The sequence below is a fragment of the Candidatus Palauibacter sp. genome (assembly GCF_965222475.1).
Taxonomy (GTDB): Bacteria; Gemmatimonadota; Gemmatimonadetes; order Palauibacterales; family Palauibacteraceae; genus Palauibacter.
The window spans coordinates 735,525-752,550 of record NZ_CBDCUB010000008.1; the positions used below are offsets into that span (position 1 = coordinate 735,525).

The following is a 17,026-nucleotide window of genomic DNA, read 5'->3' on the forward strand; positions in this document are numbered from 1 at the left end:
CCTAACGGATCCCGAGCCCCAGCGTGATGACGACATCGTTCTGGAGTTTCGATTCGTCCGTCGCCGCGGAGATGTAGAACGAGGCCATGTCCCGTACTTCAGCGCGGAGCCAGACGGACTCCGACAGGGAAACGCGCAGCCCCGCCGCGATTGTCGCCGCGGGATCCGTGGCGCTGATCTCCGGCACGGCGCGGGCGGCGAAGCGAAGCCGCCGCAGCCCGGCGCCTACCGAAGCATAGGGTTCGAGCAGCCCCGTCGAGCCCGACGAGCGAAAGCGGAAGGTCAGGTTGGCCATCCCCGTCATGTACTCGATCTCGCCGAGGCTCCTGAAGTTCCTGCCCGGTCCTCCACCCCCCACGGGGTTCAGTATCGCGGGCGAGTAGAGACCCATGAGCCCGATCCCGACCACGCGGGAGGCCCACCACGTCACCTCACCCCCCATCAGGAGGTCAGGAGGAATCGCGGTGCCGTAGGTGGACGGATCTTCCGTGAGGTTGCTGAGCGGCTGGAGGACGCCGACAAAGCCGAGGAATTCGGGACCCGTGTCCTCGCCGGGCGGGGGAGCGGGGGCTATCTGGGCCGACAGGTCCGAGATTCCGGACCCGCACAACAGGAGCCCTCCCAAGAGAAAAAGTCTGCTGGTGCGGCGCGTCATCTGGTTCTCACGATCGTGATCTGCGGTTCCGCGGTCTCGCCGGGCGCGGCGCCGGAGCCCGTCCGGATCGAGATCGACAGGGCCGGGGCGTCCGCCTCGGAGGCGAGCGAGAAGTACTGCACGTTCGACGCTCCTACGTCGATCTCCATGACCCTGGTTTCAAACTCGAGCCGCTCGGCCCGAAGCGAGAAACCGGTCGATGGGAAGACCGGGGCGTCGACGTCCCGGTCCAGGGACGCGAACACGTCACGCAGGTTCCACGTTGCCGGATCGGGCGGCGGCGCGACTCCCGTCTCTTCGGCGACCTCCGCCGCGGGATCGGGGTCCGCCTCTCCCCCGGCCTCCGCGTCCCCGGCCGCGTCGAGCGCCAGCGCCACCGAAACGCCCGCCAGGATGTCCGCCCACTCGCTCCCCGTGACGCGTTCGAGGTTCGCGATCCCCCGGGCGTGATTCTGGCCGCCGCTCGCCACGGAACGGAAGAACGCCCGCTCATCTCCGCCCGCCCGGTCCGCCAGCCAGCGCAGGAGGAACCAGCCGAAGCCCCGCATCTGCAGACTGCCCACGCCCTCCGGGTCCGCCTCCGGGATCGTGGGCGCTCCCGCCGTCCCGAGCATGTAGAGGCCGAGATTGAGGAAATTGCGGCGCAGGTAGGCGTCGAAGATTTCGAGCCTCTCGGGCGTGTCCGACACCTGGTCGAAGGTGAGACCATCGCCCACCGCGAGTTCGAGCGCGGCGAGCCCCGCCACCTCCTCGGCCAGGCCCGACAGGGCCTCGTCCAGCCATACCTCCTCGGCCGCCGCGAACCCCATCGACGAATGGAGCGCCCGGCGCCCCACACTGATCAGATGCTGGAGTTCGTGCGCCACGAGGACCGGGGCGTTCCGGAGCAGGCTTTCCGTCGGGATCGCGCGGCCGGCGCTCCCGTCGGGGTCGGCGCTCACGCTGTAGATGATCTCGGCCTCGTTGCTCGCCGGGCAGATCTCGCCAGCCGGTTCCGGCGTCCCTTCGCCCGCGCGTCCGGAAGCCGCGAGGTCCGCGGGGAGGGTGAACCCGCCGACCCCCGTTTCCCCGTCGAGCCCGTTCACGGCCGGCGTGAAGAGGACGACGACCCGTCCGTTGCGGTCGATGTCCTCGAGGGGGCCGAAATAGGAGGTCGTCACCGGCAGGACGGTTCGGTCCAGTTCGGCCGCGAGCGCGAGCCACTCCTCCGTGCCCGGGCCGCCCGGCGGGGCGGACAGGTCCTCCACGAGGAGCACCCGTTCGCCCACCGCGCGCACCGCGCCCCGCAGGGGGCGGGTCAGGTCCGCGCAGTCGGCCACCCGTTCCGGACCCACGGGGAAGAAGTAGTCGAGCGTGTCACCGACACCCGGAACCGCGATCCCCGGCGGCGGGTCGGTCGGCCGGAAGGGGGCGATCCCCGCTTCCACGAGCCGGCCCAGCGTCCGCGAGCGGATTCCCGCGTCGACGCCCAGCGCCTCGAGCGCCGCCCGCTCCAGGTCCGCGCCGATCGGAGCGGGCGCGATCTCCGTCGCGGGCCCTTCTCCGGACATGTTGGCGGGCGTCCGCGTCGTCACCCGCATCGGAAGCCGCCGTGCCGCGACCCGGCCCGTGTTGCCGATGATGAGACGGAACTCCCGCCCCATCTCGCCGGGCGGGAAGTGCACGCATTCGACCTCGACCGGTCCGCGCAGCGTGAGCGCCTCGCCCACCTCGAGGTCCACGAGCCGCTCGGCCGGATCGATCGGAAGGCGGAGGCCGTTGCTGTACTCCGGCCCCACGAGCACGCGCACGCCGACCTCGCGCTGCGGGAGACACGTCTCCGGGAACGCCGGCACCTCGATCGTCAGCTCGGTTCCCGTCGAGCTGACCACCGGCGCCCGCTCGCCCTCGATGCGGACCTGGTTGTCGTCCGCCACGGCGCTGAACCCGCGGCCGAACAGCACCGCCCGCGCCCCGGCCGCCAGCCGCCCGTTCCCGACCGAATCGAGCTGCACGAGTCCGTCGATCGCCTCCAGCGCGGTGGCGGTGAACGAGACCGTATCCGAGTACACGCCGCCCGTGGCGAACACGTCGACGCGGTACTCGCCTGGTTCCAGCCCCAGGGTGAACACCGCCTGCCCCAGACCGTCCGCGTCCGTCACGACGCTGTCGTGGGTCAGCGCCCCCGACGCGTCCTCCGGCGAGCCCCCGACCTCCGCCGGTCCTCCCGGTGGCTCCGGCGGCACTTCCGGCGGCACTTCCGGCGGCACTTCCGGCGGCACCTCCGGCGGCTCGCGCGGCTCCACCGGGTCTTCGTTCAGTGACGCCGTCCGGAATGCGACCTTCACGCCCCCGGCCGCGACCCCGTTCGTCGTCTCCGCCCGGATCGAGAACGCAAGCGGCAGCTGGCTCCCGGCCTCGGCCCGCTGCCCGTCGCCCTCGACGAGGCTGAGCCTGACCGTGTCCGCCGTCACCGCCAGCACGAGGAAGTGGAGCGGCGCGACGTTCGCCGCGCTCGGGATGTCCACCCGGATCTCCGCTTCCCCCGGCGTCGGCCCGGCGCTGTAGACCGATTCCGCGAGACCGTCCACGTCCGCGACCGCGACGCTCGTGGAGAGTTCGCCGTCACCGCGAACGATGATGAATCGCACCGGGGCCCCTTCTACGGCGTTGCCGAGCGCATCCTCGACCCGGACCGTGATCGGGGGGTCGATGCTCTCGCCGGTCGCGATCGTGTCGACGGGCATGGAGACGGACACCAGCGCCGTCGGGGGAGACCCGACTTCCGTGCTCCCGTCCCCGCACGCGGCCGCGAACACCGCCAGCGCCGTCAGCAGCCCGATGCGCCTCGCCGCCCTCATCGCGGCTCGACCTTCCAGAAGGCGATGCCGCCCGCCTGCTTGCCCACGTCGACGCTGGCCGCCCGCACGCCCTCTTCCAGATCGATCACATCCACCGTGCCCGGCTGGCCGCCGACCCCCTCCACGCTCACGAAGGCGTATCGCGAATCGGGCGAGACCGCGATCCCGTGGGGCAGCGTGCGCGTGTTGGGCACCCGGGCCACCTCCTCCCCGCTGGCCAGATCCCAGACGCCCGTCGCCTGCCCTCCCTTGTAGGTCACCACGAGGCGCGCGCCGTCCGGTGTCACATCGAGGTTGTACGGGCCTGCGCCGGTCTCGAACCGCCGCAGGAGCCGCCACGACTCGACATCGATCTCCAGCACCTGTCCGTTCCGGTTGCACGCGACGTAGACGCGTCGTCCATCCACGCTCGGCTGCGCCCACGTCGGGCTGCAGACCGGCGCCCCCGCCGGGCGGGTCGGCATCCAGTCGTGCGGCCACGGCTGCTCGGCGCCGGGGGCGAGATGGAAGCGCCGGGCCACCTCGAGCCGGTGCGCGTCCACTTCGACCAGCAGTTCATCCATCATGCACACCGAATAATGTCGCGAGCCGTCGGAGGTGAGCCGGGACCCGTGCGGCATCGTGCAGGTCGGGATCTGCGCGACCTCGATCATCGCGCCCACGTCGACCACCGACACCGAACTCGGCTCGTGCTCGCCGTGCAGGTTGAAGTTCGCCGCGAAGAGCAGGCCCGCCGGCGTCACCTGCATGGTGGCCGGGAAGAAGCCGAGTTCGGCGCTCCCCGCGGGGCGGTTCGTGGCCGTGGAATAGGCGACGACCATGCCGAAGGGGTTGCCGTGCGCGAGCGTGACGTACCAGCGCTCGCCATCGGGGTCGACCGCGAGCCCGTGCGGCCCGTCGATCTCCGTCGGAAACCGTCCCACGAAGACGGAATCCACCAGAGACGCACCGGTCTCGTCGAACCGGATGAGATCGACTCGATCCTCCGATTCGGCCGCCACGTAGACGTAATAGGACGGGCCGTCGGGACTACCGTCCTGGCCAGCCGCGCCCTGAACCGGCGCGGCCGCGCAAAACAGCACCCACACGGCGGTCGCCCTGCGGAAAGTTGTGAACTTCGACTTGTGCATACGAGGTACGTGCGTTCGCTCTTCCTCCGGTGTAATCGGACGCCCTGCCGAGGTTTCGGCCGGAGCCAGCCGTACATCCTTTCGACCCTAAGAGTAGACAATTGGTTGGATCGAGGCCAACTCGGCAGCGGCTCGCGCCCGTCCGCCGGGGCGAGCGCCGGGCCGGAGCAGGCGCTAGATTGCCGCCCGGCGGAGGGAGAAGAGGTCGCGGACGGGTGCACGTCACGCCGTTCGAGGAAAGTCCGGGCTCCACAGGGCACGGCGCCGGGTAACGCCCGGGCGTCGCGAGGCGATGGAAAGTGCCGCAGAGAGCAGACCGCCGATGGCGGCTTCAGACCTGTAAGGGTCGAGGCGCACAGGCAAGGGTGAAAGGGTGGGGTAAGAGCCCACCGCGTCTCCTGGTGACAGGGACGGCACGGCAAACCCCGCCGGGAGCAAGGCCAAGCAGGAACGAGCGGCGGCCCGTCGCGCTCGAGTTCCGGGTAGGCCGCACGAGGCCTCGGGAAACCGCAGGTCCCAGATAGATGACCTCGCCGCGGGCCTCGGCCCGCCGGTGACAGAACCCGGCTTATCTCCCTCCGCCTCTCTCTATCAAGAACACAGCAGACAGGAAGGCGGCACCCGGTGGCTCCAGCCACGGTGAGCTTCGAGCTTCGCGCACACACGCTGGACAACGGGCTGAGGGTGGTCATGCAGCCGGACTCCTCGGCACCGCTCGTTGCCGTCCACCTCATGTATCACGTCGGTTCCAGGAACGAGCGGGCCGGCCGGACCGGCTTCGCGCACCTCTTCGAGCACCTCCTCTTCCAGGGGTCGGAGAACGTGGCGCGCGAGGCGCACTTCAAGCTCGTCCAGGACGCCGGCGGGACCCTCAACGGGACGACGTGGTTCGACCGCACGAACTACTTCGAGACGCTGCCCGCGAACGAACTCGATCTGGGACTGTGGCTGGAGTCGGACCGGATGGGGTTCTTCAAGGCGGGCATCACGCAGGAGAAGCTCGACAACCAGCGCGACGTGGTGAAGAACGAGCGGCGGCAGTCCTACGAGAACCGGCCCTACGGCCTCGCGCTGGAGACGCTGCTCGCCCACGCCTACGACGAGGGACACCCCTACCGCCACCCGACGATCGGTCACATGCGCGACCTCGACGCCGCGAAGCTGGAGGACGTACACGAGTTCTTCGACCTTCACTACGGACCGAACAACGCGACGCTCGTGCTCGTCGGCGACTTCGAACCCGCTGAGGCGCTGGATCGCGTCGAGGCCTGGTTCGGAGAGATTCCCGCCCGCCCCGTCGCTCCGCGGCCCGTCGTCCCGCCCCCGCCCGCGGGAGGGGAGAGACGCGCGGTGCTCCACGACCGGGTCCAGATGCCCCGCGTCTATCTCATGTTCCACTCGCCGCGTTTCGCCGACCCCGACTTCGAGACGGTGGGCGCCCTCACGTACCTGCTCGCCGACGGGAACAGTTCGCGGCTCGAGCGGGCCCTCGTGTACGAGAAGCGGGTCGCGGCGGAGGTGTCCGCCTCCACCTGGCCCACCGAGGACGTGGGGATGTGCCTCGTGGTGGCGACCGCGCGGCCCGGCGTGTCGGCCGCCGAGCTGGAGACCGCGGTGCGGGACGTCCTCGAGGAGATGCGGGACGGCGGTGTGGGGGCCGGGGAGCTGGAGGGGACGCTGAACCGCGCCCGGCACGCGCTCGTCGGCGGGCTGGCCGGGTTCGGGGAGCGGGCGGACGCGATCGCGCACGCGGCCGTGCTGCGCGGGGACCCGAACTACGTGAACGACGCGTTCACCCGGTACGGAACGATCGCGCGCCCGGACGTGGAGCGGGTCGCGCGCGCCGTGCTCGACCCGGACCGCCTCACGGTCCTTCACGTCGTGCCCGAGGCGGCGGAAGCGTGACCCCGGACCGGACCGTACGGCCGCCCGCGGCCGCGCCGCGCCCCCTCGCGCTCCCCGGTTTCGAGCGCCGCACCCTCCCCAACGGCCTCCGGTTCGAGTACGCCGCGCGCCGGGGCGTCCCGGAGGTGTCGTTGCGCCTCGTCCTCGAGTGCGGCGCGGGCGTCGAGCCGGCCTCGCGGGCCGGTCTGGCGGAGCTCACGGCCCGGCTCCTCACGGGGGGCATGCCGGGCCGTGACGCGATGGATGTGGCCCGCTGGCTCGACCGCCTCGGGGCCCGCTTCCGCGCCGCGGCCGGCTATTCCGTGAGCACGGTCTCCATGCATTTCCTCGGCGACGTGCTCGAGGAGGCGCTCGACTTCCTCGCCGCCACCGTCCTCGAGTCCGACTTCCCGGAACGCGAGGTCGAGCGCCTCCGGAGCGAGCGCCTGGACCAGATCGACCGCCAGCGCGACGACCCGGCGACCGTCGCCAACCTCGCCACGATCGCCGAACTGTACGGCGACGGGCTATACGGCCGGCCGGTCGGGGGCACCGCGGATACCGTATCGGAGATCGGTCGCGACGCCGTCCAGACGTTCCACGAGGCCCGGTACCGTCCCGGCGGGGCCCTGCTCATCGTGTGTGGCGACGTCGCTCCCGAGCGGCTCGCCCCCGCGGTCGAGGCGCGCTTCGGCGCCTGGAGCGGACGCTCCGGCCGCGTGTCGCCGCCGTCCGCGCCCCCGGCCCGGGAGGGCGGCGTGGTCCTCATCGACCGTCCCGGAAGCCCCCAGAGCGAACTCCGGGTGGCGACCGTCGGCGTGCCCTACGGTACCGGGGACCATCATGCGATCATCGTGGCCAACGCGATCCTGGGCGGCCTGTTCAACTCCCGCATCAATCTCAACCTCCGTGAGGACAAGGGGTGGACCTACGGCGCGCGCTCCGGCTTCCGCTTCCGCAGGGGTCCCGGCCCGTTCGTGGCCCGCACCGCCGTCGAGACCGCGAAGACCGGCCCCGCCTTCGAGGAGATGATGCGCGAGATCGAAGGGATGCGTACGGGACTCGTGACCGCGGACGAGCTGAGCCTGGCCCGCAACGCCCTCACCCTCTCCCTGCCGCTCCAGTTCGAGACGGCGGCGCAGATCTGCGGGAAGGTGAGCCGCCAGCGCATCTTCGGCCTCCCGGACGACTACTGGGAGACGTACCGCGACCGCATCGAGGCCGTCACACCGGATCAGGTACAGGCGGTGTGCCGGAAGTACCTCGCGCGCGAGCGCCTCGCGCTGCTCGCCGTCGGCGACGCGGAGACGGTGGGATCCTCGCTCGACGGCTTCGGCGCCGTCGATGCGCGTTCCATCGCCTGACCCGCGCGGATGCCGCTGATGCCGGCCCGATCGGAGGCGCGATGTCCGACGCTCGGGTAGACGGAGAACGGGTCTATACCGGCCGCACCATCCACGTCGACGTGGATCGGGTACGCTTCCCGGACGGGTCCGTCGGGAAGCTCGAGGTCGTCCGACACCCCGGGGCCGCCGCCGTCGCGGCCCTCGACGGCGTCGGGGAAGGGAGAGCGCCCGGCGGAAGCGGCGAACCCATGGTCACCCTCGTGCGTCAGTATCGGTACGCGGCGGAAGGGTTCATCTGGGAAGTGCCGGCGGGGAAGCTGGAGCCCGGAGAACCGCCCGAAGCATGCGCGCTCCGCGAACTGGAGGAGGAGGCGGGACTGCGCGCCGGACGCATCGAACGGCTGGCCTCGGTGCGCACGACGCCCGGCTTCACCGATGAGGTGATCCACCTCTTCGTGGCGTGGGAGTTGGAGGCCGGCCGCACCTCCCACGAGGCGAGCGAATTCATGGACGTGCATCGGCTACCTCTCCGCCGTACCATCGAAATGGTGGACGCGGGGGAGATCACCGACGCGAAGACGATCTGCACGCTGACCCTCGTCCACCGCTGGGTGGATCGAAATGGCGGCTTCGGGGTCTAACCCGGGAAACCCGCCTGAAAAGGAAGCGGCATGGACACGGAGCTGATGCTGGAGTCGGGACGGCGCTACGGGGTGGGCCCCGCCACGGAGCCCCTCGCGCGCCATGAACTCCGAGCCCTCGAGGATGCGGAGCTCGTGACGCATTACCTCAACGGCCAGCGCTTCGCGTTCACCGAGATCGCCGACCGCTATCAGGACCGCCTGCTGAACTTCATCTACCGGACGATCGGTGACCGCGACCGCGCGGAGGATCTCGTTCAGGAGACCTTCGTGCGCGTCTACCGGCACCTGCACCGGTTCGACCCGACGAGAAAATTCTCGACCTGGATCTATACGATCGCCAGCAACCTGGCGAAGAACGAACTGCGAAACCGGGCGCGCAACCCGCTCGTCCTCTTCCATTCGATAAAGAGGAACTGGGAAGCCGACCACCGGCCGCTCGAATTCGAGGACAACACCTACCGGCCGGACGATCTGTTCCGGAAGCGGCGCGTCCGCGAGCAGGTTGAGAACGCGGTCACGGAACTGCCCGAGCATCACCGGGTCGTGTTCGTGCTGCGGGAACTCGAGGGGAAGACCTACGACGAGATTTCAGAGATCACCGGGGTTACGCTGGGGACGGTCAAGTCGCGCCTCAACCGGGCGCGCAACAAGTTCGCCGCGATCGTCGCCCCGATGCTCGACTGACCGAATACATCGACTGAATCGAATACGCGACGGAATCGAAGAGGACCGACTCGCTCGGTATGCCGGGCGGACGGGAACCTTCGAGTGTGGACCGGAGTAGTACTCCGGCTGTGGACGTTTTGAACGGTGGTTTTACGATGGTTTGCAAAGAGTTTATCGAGGGGCACACCGAGTACCGGGACGGGGTGTTGCCGACCGGGGAGATCGCGCGGTTCGACGCGCACATGGACGATTGCGCTTCGTGTCGAGGCTACGACAGCGTGCTCGAGCGCGGACTCGCCATGTGGCGTGCGTTGCCGCCCGTGGAGACTTCGCCGGACTTCCGGCCGCGGCTGCAGCACCGCCTCTTCCATGTCGACGATACCGGGAAGCTCCCCTTCCGGGCGCACGCCGGCCGGGCGGCGGCGATCGTCGTGGCGTCGGCCGCCCTCTTCTCGCTGGGGGTGTCGAACCGGACGCAGCCCGTGCGGATCGATTTGGGACTGCCTCCCGTGACCGTGGAGCCTCCCGCTCCCGCGGTCGCCGAGAGCCAGCGGAGTCTGTTCGACGATGGCCCCTACGTTCCGGACCGCTTCCTGGTCCCCTTCGCTCCCGCCCTCGATGATGCGGGCGGCCTGTTCAGTTCCTCGTACGGCATGACGATCATGGCGGGCGATTCGACGCCCCTGCCGGTCGAACGGCGTTCCGGCCAACTCGACGAGTCTCGCTGACCCCGACTCCTTTCTCCTCTTCCGACGCTCACGCCCCGTGAGCGCGCGACACGATCCGCGACTCGCTCGCGTCCTCGACCGCGAGGGCCCGGCCGGCGGCTGGTTCCTGCACGGCGACGCGATTCGCCTGCGTGACGAAGCCGCCCGGCAGCTCGTCGACGCCGCCCTCGACCCCGCCACGCGCGACTTCAACTACGACCAGTTCCACGGCGAGGACGTGACCGGCGAACAACTCGCGTCGACCCTCGCCATGCCGCCGATGATGGCGGAACGCCGGGTCGTCTTCGTGCGCAACGTGGAGCGTCTGGCGACCAGGGCGCGGGACGTCCTGAAGCGGGCCGCGGCGAAGCTCCCCCCCGATATCGCGCTCATCGTCACGGCGACGATCCCGAAGGGCTCGCGCGCGGCGTTCTACCGCGATCTGAAGAAGAGCTGTCGCACGCTGGAGTGGAGCACGCCCCGGGCCGCCGAGATCCCGGGCTGGATCCGCGACCGCGCGCGCGGCCGCTGGGGGTTCGATCTGTCCCCGGCCATGGCCCAGCTCATCGCCGGGGCGGTGAGGTCGGACCTCTCGACGCTCGACGCCGAACTCGAGAAGCTCTCGCAGCTGCCCGCCGACCGGCGCACGGAGGCCGAGATCTCCGCGCTCATCCCCCGAACTCATCGGATCGATCGCTGGAGCTGGCTCGACCTCGTGGCTTCGCGCAACTACGGCCGCGCCTTGCGCGAGCTGGAGGACGTGCTCACATCCGAGCGGGGTGTCGGACTCGTCGCCGGGCTGGTCGAACACCACCTGCTTCTCGGTCTGGCCCTCGACACGGGGACCGCGGGCCTGCGGGCCGTCCTCTCGGAGACCGGGCGCGGCTACCTTTCCTGGAAGGCGGGCACCTACGCGAGACAGGCGAGGGCATGGACCGTAGACGAACTGGATCGAGCGCTCCGGGCGCTGCACCGCGCCGACCGGCAACTGAAGTCGGGCCGCGGCGACCCGCCGGTCCTCGCCGACCTCCTGCTCTCGCTCGGGCAGATGCGAAGCGCGTCCGCGTGAGCCGCGGGAGCCGGGTGTGGCCGCTTGCGCTCTTCGCCGCGTGCCCCGCCTGGGGGCTGGCTGCCCAGTCCGCCGCCCAGTCCGCCGAGATCGAGGCGCTGGCCCGTCTCGAGGCACGGATCGAGTCGGGCGCGACGGAGGGCGTCGCGGGGGCGATCGAACGCTGGCTGTCCACGACGCCGAACCCGTCCCGCGAAGCCCTCGGACGCGCGAGATATCTGAGGGTGCGGCTCATGAGCGACGCCGACTCCGCCCGCGCCGAACTGCTCGCGCTCGCCCTGGACGGGATCTCGTCCCATGGCGCCCGGATCTGGCTCCGGCTGGGGCAGCTTGAGCTGGCGGCGGGCGATCCGGCCCGCGCTGCCGCGGCCTTCGAGCGGCTGCGCGCCGACTACCCGCGAAGCGCCGCGGCGACGGCGTCGTGGTACTGGACGGGGCGGACGTTCGAGGACCGCGGCCTGCTCGATCGCGCCTGTGAGGGCTGGACGCGGGCGATCCGGGCGGCGCAGGACGGCGGAGACGCGGCCTCCGTCCGCCTCGCGGCCGCGGCGGCGGCCGGCTGCGCCTCCGGCGCGGCCCGCTTCACGGTCCAGGTGGCGGCCTTCTCGACCCCGGAAGCGGCGGCCGAGATGCGGTCGCAGCTGGAGGCGGGCGGCTTCCCGGCGCACGTCGTCGAGGAGAGCGGGCTCCACCGAGTCCGCGTGGGCCGTTTCGCGACGCCCGAGGCGGCCCGCGGTCTCGAGCGGCGCCTGCGCCTGGCCGGCTTCTCGGTCGCCGTCATCGCCGCGGAACCATGACCCCGGCCCGCACCCCGGCCCGCACCCCGGCTCGCACCCCGGCCGACACCGCCGGGTCCACGCCGCTGATCCGGCAGTATCTCGAGATCAAGTCTCGCCACCCGGATTCCCTCCTCTTCTTCCGGGTCGGGGACTTCTACGAGATGTTCTTCGAGGACGCGGAGGAGGGGAGCGGTCTCCTCGGACTGACCCTCACCTCGCGCAACAACGGCGGCAAGCGGGACGTCCCCCTCGCCGGCGTGCCGGTCAAGGCCTTGGACGAGTACGTCTCGCGCCTCATCGAGGCGGGCCGCCGCGTGGCCATCTGCGAGCAGCTCGAGGACCCCGCCGAGGCGCAGGGCATCGTCCGGCGCGATGTCGTCGAGATCATCACTCCCGGCACCGTCCTCGAGGACCGGTTGCTCACGGCGAAGCGTAACAACTACGTCGTCGTGATCGCCGGCCGGGCCCCGTTCGGACTCGCGATCGTCGACCTCTCGACCGGGGAGTTCGAGCTGCGCGCGGTCGCCGGCGAGGCCGACCTGCGGGACGAACTGGGCCGCCTCGAGCCGGCCGAGATCGTCGTCCCCGAGGAGAGCGCGCCCCCGCCCGGCGCCTGGCACCTGACGACGCGACCGGAGTGGCGCTTCGACGCCGAGCAGGGCGAGGAACGTCTCGCCGCGTGGTTCGGCGTGGCGTCCTCCGTCGGGTTCGGCCTCGACGCGGCGCGCGACGCGCTCCTCCTCGCGGCGAGCGGGGCGCTGCTCGCCTATCTCGAGGAAGTGCGGCCGAGCGGACTGGACCACCTGCGCCCCCCACGCGTCGACCGGGCCGGGCGGGTCATGTATCTGGACGATATGACGCGCCGGAACCTCGAACTCGTCGAGCCGCTCCGCCCCGGCGAGGGGGCGTCGCTCCTCGAGCGGCTCGACCGCACGCGCACGCCGATGGGCGCGCGGCTTCTGCGCCGCCGGCTCCTGCGTCCCCTCGTCGCCGCCGACGAGATCCGGGTCCGCCTCGATGCGGTGCAGGAGTTCGTCGAACGGCCCGAGGTCCGCCGCCGGGTCCGGCGCGCACTCCGCCCCATCCGCGATCTGGAGCGCCTGGCGGCGCGCATCGCGACCGGCCGCGCGGGGCCCCGCGAGCTCCTCGGCCTCGGCCTCTCGCTCGACGCGCTGCCCGGGCTGGCGGCGGCCCTCGACGGCCTCGAGGCAGGGCGGCTCGCCGATCTGCGCTCGGCGTTCGACCCGCTCGCCGACGTGGCGGGGCGGGTCCGCGAGGCCATCGACCCCGACACGCCCCACGCGCTCAAGGACGGGGGCGTCATCCGCCGCGGCTTCTCGCCCGAACTCGACGAACTGCGCGGCGTGCGCGGGAACGCGGTCGACTTCATCGCCGGCATGCAGCTGCGCGAGCGCGACCGCACCGGCATCGACACGCTCAAGATCGGGTTCAACAAGGTCTTCGGGTATTACCTCGAGGTCACGAAGTCGAAACTCGGCCGCGTTCCCGAGGAGTGGACCCGTCGCCAGACGCTCACCAACGCCGAGCGCTACCTGACGCCCGAACTCAAGGAATGGGAGGGGAGGGTCCTCGGCGCGGACGACGAGATCCAGCGGCTGGAGGCGCGGCTCTTCCAGTCGGTGCGGGAGGAGGTCGGCGCCGAGGTGGGACGGGTGCAGACCGCCGCGGCCCGGGTCGCCGAGATCGACGTGCTCGCGTGCCTGGCCGAGGTGGCCGAGGCCGAGGACTACGTGCGCCCCGCGCTCACGGAAGAGGTCGTGTTCGACGTCGAGGAGGGGCGGCACCCGGTCGTCGAGACGACGGTGGCGCGGGACACCTTCATCCCGAACGACATGCGCCTCGACGACGAGTGCCGGACGATGATCGTCACCGGCCCCAACATGGCCGGTAAGTCGACCGTGCTTCGCCAGGCAGGACTCATCGCGCTCATGGCGCACATCGGCTCCTTCGTGCCGGCTCGCCGGGCCCGCATCGGGGTATGCGATCGCGTATTCACGCGCGTGGGCGCGAGCGACAACCTCGCGGCGGGGCTGAGCACGTTCATGGTGGAGATGACCGAGACCGCGACCATCCTGCACGGGGCCAGCGAGCGATCGCTGGTCCTCCTGGACGAGATCGGGCGCGGCACGTCGACGTACGACGGCGTGTCGATCGCGTGGGCCGTGACGGAACGGCTGCACGAAATCGGCGCGCGCACCGTGTTCGCGACGCACTACCACGAACTCGTGGGCCTCGCCGAATCGCTCCCGCGCGCGGCGGCCTTCAACGTCTCGGTGCGGGAGAAGGGCCGCGACATCGTCTTCCTGTACCGTCTCGAGCCCGGGGGCTCGGACCGCTCCTACGGCGTGCACGTGGCGCGCCTCGCCGGACTCCCCCCCGACGTGGTGGGGCGCGCCGCGCGCATCCTGCGCGTGCTGGAGAGCGGGCCGTGGGGCGCCGGCGGGCGAGGGGCCGCGCTCGCCGAAGGCGGGATGGGCCAGCTCTCCCTGTTCGAGGCGGCCGGGTTCCCCGCGGGGCAGGCGCCGCCGGCGCCCGGCTCGCCCGGCGATGAGGATGCGACCGACCTCGATGCCGCCCGCGAGCTGCTGGAGCGGCTGGCCCGGCTCGACCTCGACCGGCTCACCCCGATCGAGGCGCTGAACACGCTCGCGGAATGGAAGGCGTTCGGCGATGCGTAGACCCGGCCCGGCGGTGGCGACATCCGGGCTCGCGGCGCTCGCCTGGCTCGCAACGGCCGCCTGCGCCGAAAACGTCCGCCCCAGCCTCGGCGGGCTCCGCCCCGACCGGCTCGGCGACGGCAGTTTCGTCACGCCCGTTCTCCTGCCCCCGTCCGCTCCGTTCGTCTATCCGCCCGACGCCTGGGAGCGGGGTGTGGGGGGCGAAGCGCTCCTCCGCATCTACATCTCCGGGCTGGGGCGGGTCGATTCCGTGGAGGTCATGAACTCCGCCGGCGACGCCGTGCTCGACTCCGCGGCGCTGGCGAGTGCCCGGCGGCTCCGCTTTCGTCCCGCCCGGCACGGCGACACCGCCATCGCCATCTGGGGCGTGCTCCCCGTCCTCTACCCGCTGCCGCTCCCGGATGGCTGAAAGGGCCGGGATGGCCGAAACCCCCGAGACCGCCGCGCGGCGCCTGCGCGTCGGCGTCCTGTTCGGTGGCGAGTCACCGGAGCACGAGGTGTCGCTGCAGTCGGCGCAGAACGTCATCGAGGCGATCGACCGCGACCGCTACGACGTCGTGCTCATCGGCATCGACCGCCACGGCCGCTGGCGCCTGGCCGATGGGTCCGGCTTCCTGCGGGACGCGTCGGACCCGCGGCGCATCCGCCTCCCCGCCGGCGCGACGCCCCTCGCCATCGCCTGCGGCCGGGACGCGGACATCGTGCCGCTGGCGCCCGGCGACCCGCTCCCGCCGCTCGATGTCGTATTTCCCGTCCTCCACGGCCCCATGGGCGAGGACGGCGCCGTCCAGGGCCTGCTTCGCCTCGCGCACCTCCCCTTCGTGGGCCCCGGCGTCCTCGGCTCGGCGGTCTGCATGGACAAGGACGTCGCGAAGCGGCTCCTCCGCGACGCCGGGATCCCGGTCGCCCCCTTCCTCACGGTGTCCGATCGCGAGGAAGTCCCGGCCTGGACCGCGGTCGTGGAGGCGCTCGGCGCCCCCGTGTTCGTGAAGCCGGCGAACATGGGCTCCTCCGTGGGCGTTTCCCGGGCGGACACGGAGCGCGATTATGAGCGGGCGCTGGACGAGGCCTTCTCCTTCGACACCAGGATCCTCCTCGAGCGCACGATCCGCGGACGAGAGATCGAGATCTCGGTGCTGGGCAACCGGACCCCCGAGGCCTCGATCCCCGGGGAGATCGCCCCGCGGCACGATTTCTACTCCTACGAGGCGAAGTACCTGGACGAGGCCGGCGCCGACCTGCTGATCCCCGCGGACCTCGACCCGGACACCACCTCGCGCGCGCAGGATCTCGCGATCCGCGCCTTCCGCGCGCTGTGCTGCGAGGGGATGTCCCGCGTCGACCTCTTCCTCACGACCGAAGATTGCGGCGAGGTGCCGGCGGGCGAACTCATCGTGAACGAGATCAACACCATCCCCGGCTTCACCCGGATCAGCATGTATCCGAAGCTGTGGGCGGCGAGCGGCGTCTCGTACCCGGAACTCATCGACCGCCTCATCCGGCTCGCGATCGAGCGGGGGGAGCGGGAGCGCCGCCTCGCGTCGGCGATCGACCTCACGACGGACGACACGAAATGACGGAACGGAATGACGGAACGGAGTGACGCAAGCGCATGATGCGGCAGCAGGCGTACGGTAGCGGCGGGGTCCGCTTCGGCCACGGCTTCCCGATGAGCCGCTGGGTCCTGCGGCTCATGATCGCGAACTTCGCGATCTTCCTCCTCATGAGCCTGCGGATCATCCCGGCCCCGGCGCTCGAGTGGCTGGGCTTCGCCGTCCCCGGCTTCCTCACGCGCCCCTGGACCGCCGTCACCTACATGTTCCTGCACGGCAGCTTCATGCACGTGTTCATGAACATGCTCGCGCTCTTCTTCTTCGGGCCGCCGCTCGAGCAGAAATGGGGCAGCCGCTTCTTCCTCAAGTACTACCTCGTCACGGGACTCGGGGGCGCCGCCTCCTCCGTCCTCCTCTACTCCGTCCTCGGGCCGACGATGATGATCGGGGCCTCCGGCGCCGTCTTCGGCCTCCTGCTGGCCTTCGCCCTCAACTGGCCCGACGCGAAGATCCTCCTCTGGTTCGTCTTCCCGGTGCGGGCGAAGTGGTTCGTGATGGCGCTGGGCGCCTTCACCCTCCTCTCGACCGCGCAGGGCTCCGCCGACGGCGTGGCTCACTGGGCGCACCTCGGCGGCCTCGTGAGCGGGTTCGTGTACCTGCGCTACGGCGAGCGTCTCCGCCGGTTCGCGGAGAAGGCGCTCTACACGGACAAGGAGAAGCCCGCGCCCCGGCCGCGGCGCAGGCGCCGTGCGGCCTCCACCGGCGAGGCGCCGCCCCCCACCCCCCGCCGGCGGCGCCGGCAGAACGGCGACGCCCTGGACGAGGTCGACCGCATCCTCGACAAGATCCGCGCGACCGGAATGGACTCGCTGACCCCCCGTGAACGGGCGTTCCTCGACGAGGTGAGCCGGCAGTACAGGGACACGCAGGACACCCCGACGAAGTCCCGCACGCACTGAACGCCCCGGCGACGCCCGGCGCGTCCCCGCGCGGCTGGAGTTTTCCGCCGCCGGTTTCTACAATATCCGCCCCGCGCGAGCCGCGTTCGACGTCG

Annotated in this window: 14 protein-coding genes and 1 other RNA gene; 12 read left to right on the top strand and 3 right to left on the bottom strand. The window is 71.2% G+C overall.

Going from position 1 to position 17,026, the window contains the following annotated elements; genetic code table 11:
* Position 1: 1 nt before the first annotated feature.
* From ACOQPP_RS18645 to ACOQPP_RS18655, 3 genes are read right to left on the bottom strand one after another with little or no spacing between them, the layout of a single operon-like run.
* A complete protein-coding gene (locus ACOQPP_RS18645) occupies positions 2-610 on the bottom strand; it encodes a hypothetical protein (protein WP_420637146.1) in 609 nt (202 codons plus the stop codon).
* Positions 611-651: 41 nt separating this feature from the next.
* The gene (locus tag ACOQPP_RS18650; protein ID WP_420637147.1) at positions 652-3,495 is read right to left on the bottom strand and encodes a hypothetical protein; all 2,844 of its coding nucleotides are present in this window, start codon (positions 3,493-3,495) and stop codon (positions 652-654) included.
* Positions 3,492-4,583, bottom strand: a complete 1,092-nt coding sequence (locus tag ACOQPP_RS18655; RefSeq protein ID WP_419167279.1) for a YncE family protein — start codon at positions 4,581-4,583, stop codon at positions 3,492-3,494. Before ACOQPP_RS18655 ends, ACOQPP_RS18650 begins: the two co-directional genes overlap by 4 nt.
* 231 nt (positions 4,584-4,814) lie before the next feature.
* Here ACOQPP_RS18655 and rnpB point away from each other — a divergent pair.
* The 12 genes from rnpB (at position 4,815) to ACOQPP_RS18715 (ending at position 16,931) form a co-directional block, all read left to right on the top strand.
* Positions 4,815-5,211, top strand: an RNA gene (gene rnpB / locus ACOQPP_RS18660) — RNase P RNA component class A.
* Between the two features lie 38 nt (positions 5,212-5,249).
* Positions 5,250-6,530 carry a M16 family metallopeptidase gene (locus ACOQPP_RS18665; RefSeq protein ID WP_419167278.1) on the top strand — a complete coding sequence of 427 codons (1,281 nt, stop codon included), beginning with the start codon at positions 5,250-5,252 and terminating at the stop codon, positions 6,528-6,530.
* Positions 6,527-7,873 (top strand): M16 family metallopeptidase, encoded by a 1,347-nt coding sequence (locus ACOQPP_RS18670; RefSeq protein WP_420637148.1) that lies wholly within the window; start codon positions 6,527-6,529, stop codon positions 7,871-7,873. Before ACOQPP_RS18665 ends, ACOQPP_RS18670 begins: the two co-directional genes overlap by 4 nt.
* Before the next feature lie 41 nt (positions 7,874-7,914).
* Complete coding sequence (locus ACOQPP_RS18675) at positions 7,915-8,496, top strand: NUDIX hydrolase (protein ID WP_419167276.1); 582 nt, start codon at positions 7,915-7,917, stop codon at positions 8,494-8,496.
* A 30-nt stretch (positions 8,497-8,526) separates the two neighbouring features.
* Complete coding sequence (locus tag ACOQPP_RS18680; RefSeq protein WP_419167275.1) at positions 8,527-9,183, top strand: sigma-70 family RNA polymerase sigma factor; 657 nt, start codon at positions 8,527-8,529, stop codon at positions 9,181-9,183.
* Between the two features lie 137 nt (positions 9,184-9,320).
* Positions 9,321-9,893, top strand: a complete 573-nt coding sequence (locus ACOQPP_RS18685; protein WP_419167274.1) for a zf-HC2 domain-containing protein — start codon at positions 9,321-9,323, stop codon at positions 9,891-9,893.
* A 37-nt stretch (positions 9,894-9,930) separates the two neighbouring features.
* The gene (gene holA, locus ACOQPP_RS18690; protein ID WP_419167273.1) at positions 9,931-10,941 is read left to right on the top strand and encodes a DNA polymerase III subunit delta; all 1,011 of its coding nucleotides are present in this window, start codon (positions 9,931-9,933) and stop codon (positions 10,939-10,941) included.
* Complete coding sequence (locus ACOQPP_RS18695) at positions 10,938-11,738, top strand: SPOR domain-containing protein (protein ID WP_419167272.1); 801 nt, start codon at positions 10,938-10,940, stop codon at positions 11,736-11,738. Before holA ends, ACOQPP_RS18695 begins: the two co-directional genes overlap by 4 nt.
* Positions 11,735-14,419 (top strand): DNA mismatch repair protein MutS, encoded by a 2,685-nt coding sequence (gene mutS, locus ACOQPP_RS18700; protein WP_419167271.1) that lies wholly within the window; start codon positions 11,735-11,737, stop codon positions 14,417-14,419. The genes ACOQPP_RS18695 and mutS overlap by 4 nt, the downstream gene beginning before the upstream one ends.
* A complete protein-coding gene (locus tag ACOQPP_RS18705) occupies positions 14,412-14,828 on the top strand; it encodes an energy transducer TonB (protein WP_419167270.1) in 417 nt (138 codons plus the stop codon). The genes mutS and ACOQPP_RS18705 overlap by 8 nt, the downstream gene beginning before the upstream one ends.
* 10 nt (positions 14,829-14,838) lie before the next feature.
* On the top strand, positions 14,839-15,996 hold the full coding sequence (gene ddlA, locus ACOQPP_RS18710) for a D-alanine--D-alanine ligase (RefSeq protein WP_419167269.1): 1,158 nt from the start codon (positions 14,839-14,841) through the stop codon (positions 15,994-15,996).
* 35 nt (positions 15,997-16,031) lie between these two features.
* Positions 16,032-16,931, top strand: a complete 900-nt coding sequence (locus ACOQPP_RS18715; protein ID WP_419167268.1) for a rhomboid family intramembrane serine protease — start codon at positions 16,032-16,034, stop codon at positions 16,929-16,931.
* The last annotated feature ends 95 nt before the right edge of the window (positions 16,932-17,026 follow it).